This is a genomic window from Nocardia sp. NPDC059236 (assembly GCF_042754085.1).
Classification (GTDB): Bacteria; Actinomycetota; Actinomycetes; order Mycobacteriales; family Mycobacteriaceae; genus Nocardia.
The window spans coordinates 130,917-135,949 of the sequence record NZ_JBHZAF010000014.1 but is presented as its reverse complement, the minus strand read 5'-3'; the positions used below and the strand labels follow the sequence as shown (position 1 = coordinate 135,949).

Sequence of the window (5,033 nt, the reverse complement as noted above, 5' to 3'; positions counted from 1 at the left end):
CCACCCAGCACTCGAACGTGTGAGTTCGCCGATTTTTATGGTTTCGGCAACCGCACGGACATTCGCGATATGTGATGCTGACGGTTGGTTTTCGACGGAGGAGGGTGGACGTGCGCGGTAGCCGTCCGAGCGAGGAGCAGTTGCGGCACAGTTTCGAGTCCGCGCTGGCCGGTGCCCGGCAGGGACTCGGCGTGCGCAGCGCGACCGGCCTCGACGCTCCCACCAAGGAGGCCCTGTGGGCCATCGCCCGCTCCCACCCCGATATCCCGGACGCCATGATCGCCGCCGCCGAGCGATCCTTCGCCGGCCAGCTGGACGGCAGTAATGCCGATCGCTGGCGCGCGGAGATGTCCCGACGGATCGCCGAATTCGATGCGGCGACCGAGAGCTAGTGGCGGCACAGGAGACGATCGCGTGACGATTTCGCAGGAGAACAACGGAAACCCGGCCGCGACACCGGAATCCGCCCCGGGCGAGGACGCCCCGGACTTCGACGGTCTGGCCGCCGTCATCGGCGTCGAGGAACCCGATGCCGAGGCCGCCCCCGATATCGGCTTCAGCATGACCGCCGCCGAACCGGATATCCCGCAGCGGGCCCGCGCCCTGGCGCACCGCATCGCCCAGCAGCTGCGCGACCAGGGCCCGGAGGGCTGGACGCGGGTGCACGCCGCCTTCTCGCTCACCGTGAGCGGTCACCGCGCGCGCATCGACTACTCCGACGACGAGCAGCGCCACGCGCAGCTGCCCGCCACCCCGGAGATCATGGACCTGGTGGTCCAACACCGCAGGCTCGCAGCCGAACTGGGCGACCCGTGGTGGCGGCTGGAACTGCGGGTGACCGCGGCGGGCGAGCTCACCGTCGACCACGACTACGGCGACGAGCCCTTTCCGGCCGACCAGATGCTCGCGCCCCAGGACTATCTGGCCGATCTGGTGGCCTTCCCCCGCGACAGCCTGCCGACCTGGCTGGCCGCCCTGCTGCGCCACGACGACCGCCAGTCCCGGACACCGCACCAGGCCGCGGCCGCGGCGCGCGCCGATCGGGAATCCGGCTATTTCCCAACGGTTTCGGAGAACGACTTCCCGAATCTGCCGGTGCTGTGGGCGCGTTGGGCCGCCATCGCCGCCGCGTTCGTGGCGGTCGGCTCCGAATGGGGTCCGCGCGTGCTCCCGTCCTTCGGCTGGTTCGAGGGCTCGCGCCGCTCGGGCGCGTCCCTCTACCTGCTGCCCGGCGGTCGCGCCGTGCTGTCCGGTGGCGTCTGGAACGCCCCGGAACTGGCGGCCGCCTACGACAATCAGACCCCGCTGCCGAACCTGTACGCCGGCGCCCCGGCGTGGGTCGCCAACCCGGTGCTGAACACCCGGGCCAGCGGCGGCATGCTGACCTTCTGCTACTGGTGGGAGCGCGGCCGCTGGTATCGCGGCGCGTCACCGGCCGCCGCCGACCTCGCCCCCGCGGTTCCCGGCATCTGGACCGCCGCCACCGTCGTCGGGGTGATCAGCGATCTGGTCGCTGCCGACCCGACCGACGAACAGCGTTCCGCGGTGGCCGAATTCGTCGCCGCCGCCGAGCGTCGGGACGTCACCCAGGCCGTGCTGGAGGCTGCGTTCGGCGAGCGCGATCTGGACGCCGCCCACTACCAGCTGGCCATGGCCGGGGTGTCGCGCATCGGCCCGGAACCGCTGCCGGAGCCGGAGGCGCTGGACGCCGTGCGCCACCACCTCCGCACCGAGGACATCGACACCACCGCCTATCCGCTCGATCGGCTGCGCGCGGAACGCCTTCCGGTCGGCTGGATGGTCTATGTCCCCACCGAATCCGAGGAGCCGGTCATCGACCGTGCCCTCTACTACGTCGCCGACGATGGCGTGGTGGAGGCGACGACCTCCAGCATGCCCGCGTCGGTCTACCTGCCGGGCCTGGAAAAGCGTTTCCGCCAACGACATTCGCAGTGAAGCGGGTCGGATGAATGGGGAATGTGTGTCGGCGGCCCGTAATCTTTCATGCGTTGGTCGAGTTAGGAGCGGTACATGGGTGACGGCAACAAGTTCTACAACCCTTGGCGCGATCTTTCCGTGGACTCGCACGCGAAACACGACCGCCTGCAGCTGGATCCGGGTTCGGCCGAGGCGGGCGCCAAGTACGCCGCCGAGGCCATCACCTCGCTGAACGCGGCCAAGGGCTACACCTACCTTCTCAACCAGTACACGGGCTTCAGCGACAACAGCATCCTGCAGTCGGCGCTGAACCTGGAGGACCGGTTCGCCAAGGAGGGCGGGCGGGTCGGCGGCATCATCGACGACTACATCACGATGCTGAACTCCATGGGCGACACCTTCGTGGCCGCGGGCAAGACCTACCGGATGACCGACGACCAATCGAAGTCGGACTTCGACACCATCAAGACCCAGGCGAATAAGGACATGACGTTCGACGGCATCCCGCTCGACGGCGCGACGGCCCTGGACAGCTGGTCGGACTCGTCCTCCCCGACACCCTCCGACGCGAACGGCATGGGTGACATGGCCGCGGTCGGGAAGGCGACCTCGGGCCGCTACACCGATGCCATCGGTTCCGAGGACCCGTCCCATCACGACGGCAAATGGTTCTTCGATGTGGGCCAGGGCATCCATCCGACGCCGATCGCCGACCGCAGCGCGCTGTGGAAGTGGATCGCGCAGGTGATCTCCTCGTCCTTCGAGACCCTCTCCGGCTGCGTCAAACGCCTGGAGTCCGACGGCCACTGGACGGGCAAGGGCGCCGATGCCGCGGTCGCGGCATCGCAGCAGTTCGAGGCCCAGGCCAAGGCGTTCTCGACGGATCTGTACGCGATATCCGAGAACCTGCTCTACACCGCGACCTGGCTGAGCCAGACCAAGGCGGCCATGCCGACGATCTGGGACGACAGCTACCGCGGGACCTCGACCGAGACCTACATCATCAATACCGGCACGGCCGCCTTCACCGCGTGGTACATCCCGGGAATCGGCAACTCCAGCACCACGATTCCGATCCTGGTGGATCCGACCGCTCCGCCGAAGAACGACAACTCGGGATCCCCGCGCAACGACTACACCGGGCCCGGGCCCTATAACAAGAGCGGCGGCCCGCGCGGCAATGTTTCGCCGAGCGGTCCGGGGGGCGGCGCCGGTGACCCGAGCGCGAAGAAGCCGGGCGGCAAGACCGATCCCAAGGGCGCTCATCCGGGCAAGGACGATCCGAAGAACAAGGACGCCAAGGACCCGAACGGCAAGGATGCCAAGGATCCCAACGGCAAGGACGCCAAGGATCCCAACGGCGGCAAGACCGACCCGACGGGTAAGAACCCGAACGGCACGTCACCGAACGGCTCGAATCCCGATGGCACCAACTCGAATTCGTCGAATCCGAGCTCCTCGTCGAATTCGGGTCAGTCCGCGCTCTCGGGCCTGCAGAGTGCGCTGCAGTCGATGACGTCGCAGGGGTCGCAGACCACCGACCAGAAGAAGGCACAGGACCTGAAGGACGCGCTGAAGGATTCCCCGCTGACCAATCTGCTCGACAATCTCAAGGCGCCGGGGGGCGGTTCCCCCGGCGGTGGCGGCCCGGGCGGCTCCCCGATCAAGCCGCTGGCCGAGGTGGCCAACGCCCGGCTGTTCCCCCGTGCGGCCGCGGCGGAGGAAGCGATCGACGGCAGTATCGCCGGAGCCGCCCGCGCGGGTGTGGCTTCCGGTTCCGCCGCGGGCGGCATGGGCGGTGGCGGCATGGGCGGCATGGGCCACGGCGGTGGCGGTGCGCACGGTGGCCAGGGCAAGGAGCACAAGCGTCCCGAGTTCCTGGACTCCAGCGAATACCTGGACGAGGCGATGGGCACCGCTCCCATCGTCGCGAAGCCCGTGGTCGAGGGCTGAATCCGTGCTTCGGACCTGGAAGTTCACCGATCTCGAGTTCCTGTCGCTGTGGCAGGGCCTGGAGGAGGAGTTCCTGCCGTACCCGCTGACCTTCGCCAGCCGAACCGAGTGGTGGGACGACCATCTGGCGAACATGGCGCGCGCCCGGGAGAGTCTGCGGACCCGCGAGGCCGACTACGCCGCGGTGCTGCAGGCGATGCTGATGCCGGAGGTGCGCGTCGAGGTGGAGGGCTGGGACGGCCGGGAGCTGCTCTCCGCGTCCGCCCGCATCCGCCTGCTGGGCGTCCGGTCGGGCGACGCCGGCTATCTGCTGGTGCAGCATCCGGGCGAAACCTACCGGCACGGCAGCGGTTTCACGCTCTCGGAGTTCTATGCCGAGGAGCTGGCCGAACGGGTGGTGGCGGCGCTGCCGGACACCCCGGCGGGCCGCGACTTCGGTGATCTGGTGCTCGCCGAGACCGAGGACACCGACGACACCGACTACGACTTCGGCATGTCGCCCGCGCACGAAACCCTGGAGGGCACGGTCGTCACCCGCGCCGCCGACTTCCTAGCGGCCCCCGCGCCGACCATGGGCACCATCGATGTGGTGCAGGGCCGTTCGCGTTTCGGCCCGCGCGGCATCGCCCGCTACCGCCTGGAGTGGCGCGACCTGGAGGACGACGGTCGCTATGTGGTCACCGGCGAGCATCCCCCGGTGGCCGCCGCGGCCGACCGCCGCCGCCTGGTGACCACCCTGAATGCCCATATCACCGAGGTGGTGCAGGTGATCGCCGATGAGTGAAGGAAACAGCGTGCCCGTGGCATCCTCGGACTTCCCGACCGAGTTCACGCTGTCCTCGCGGACCGGCTCGATCGTGGTGACCACCACGGAACAGGGCCTGCCCCGGGCGCTTTCGGTGGAACGCGATCGTCTGCGCGAGGACCCGGAGCTGCTGGCCGCGGAGATCCTGCGCCTGTGCCGCCAGTCCGCGGCCCGCGCCGGGATCGAGCGCCGCGCCCAATTGAAGGCCGCCGGTCTGGCGCCCGAACTGCTGGCCCTGACCGGCCTGCCGACCACGGAGGAGGTGACCCGCCAGGAATATGTCGAGGAACAGGAGTACGAGACGGAACCCGACAGCTGGCTGCGCCCGATCTGAGCC

General features: G+C 69.1%; 5 protein-coding genes. All 5 read left to right on the top strand.

The annotated features are described in order from the left end of the window. Positions 1-110 precede the first annotated feature (110 nt). Complete coding sequence (locus ACFXIV_RS31755) at positions 111-392, top strand: hypothetical protein (protein WP_379394523.1); 282 nt, start codon at positions 111-113, stop codon at positions 390-392. 22 nt (positions 393-414) lie between these two features. Continuing rightward, positions 415-1,956 carry a hypothetical protein gene (locus ACFXIV_RS31750; RefSeq protein ID WP_379394525.1) on the top strand — a complete coding sequence of 514 codons (1,542 nt, stop codon included), beginning with the start codon at positions 415-417 and terminating at the stop codon, positions 1,954-1,956. A gap of 75 nt (positions 1,957-2,031) precedes the next feature. Further along, on the top strand, positions 2,032-3,891 hold the full coding sequence (locus tag ACFXIV_RS31745; RefSeq protein ID WP_379394527.1) for a hypothetical protein: 1,860 nt from the start codon (positions 2,032-2,034) through the stop codon (positions 3,889-3,891). 4 nt (positions 3,892-3,895) lie between these two features. Then, positions 3,896-4,675 (top strand): ESX secretion-associated protein EspG, encoded by a 780-nt coding sequence (locus ACFXIV_RS31740; RefSeq protein ID WP_379394529.1) that lies wholly within the window; start codon positions 3,896-3,898, stop codon positions 4,673-4,675. After that, entirely contained in the window at positions 4,668-5,030 is a 363-nt protein-coding gene (locus ACFXIV_RS31735) for a hypothetical protein (RefSeq protein WP_379394531.1), read from the top strand. The genes ACFXIV_RS31740 and ACFXIV_RS31735 overlap by 8 nt, the downstream gene beginning before the upstream one ends. Positions 5,031-5,033: the final 3 nt, after the last annotated feature.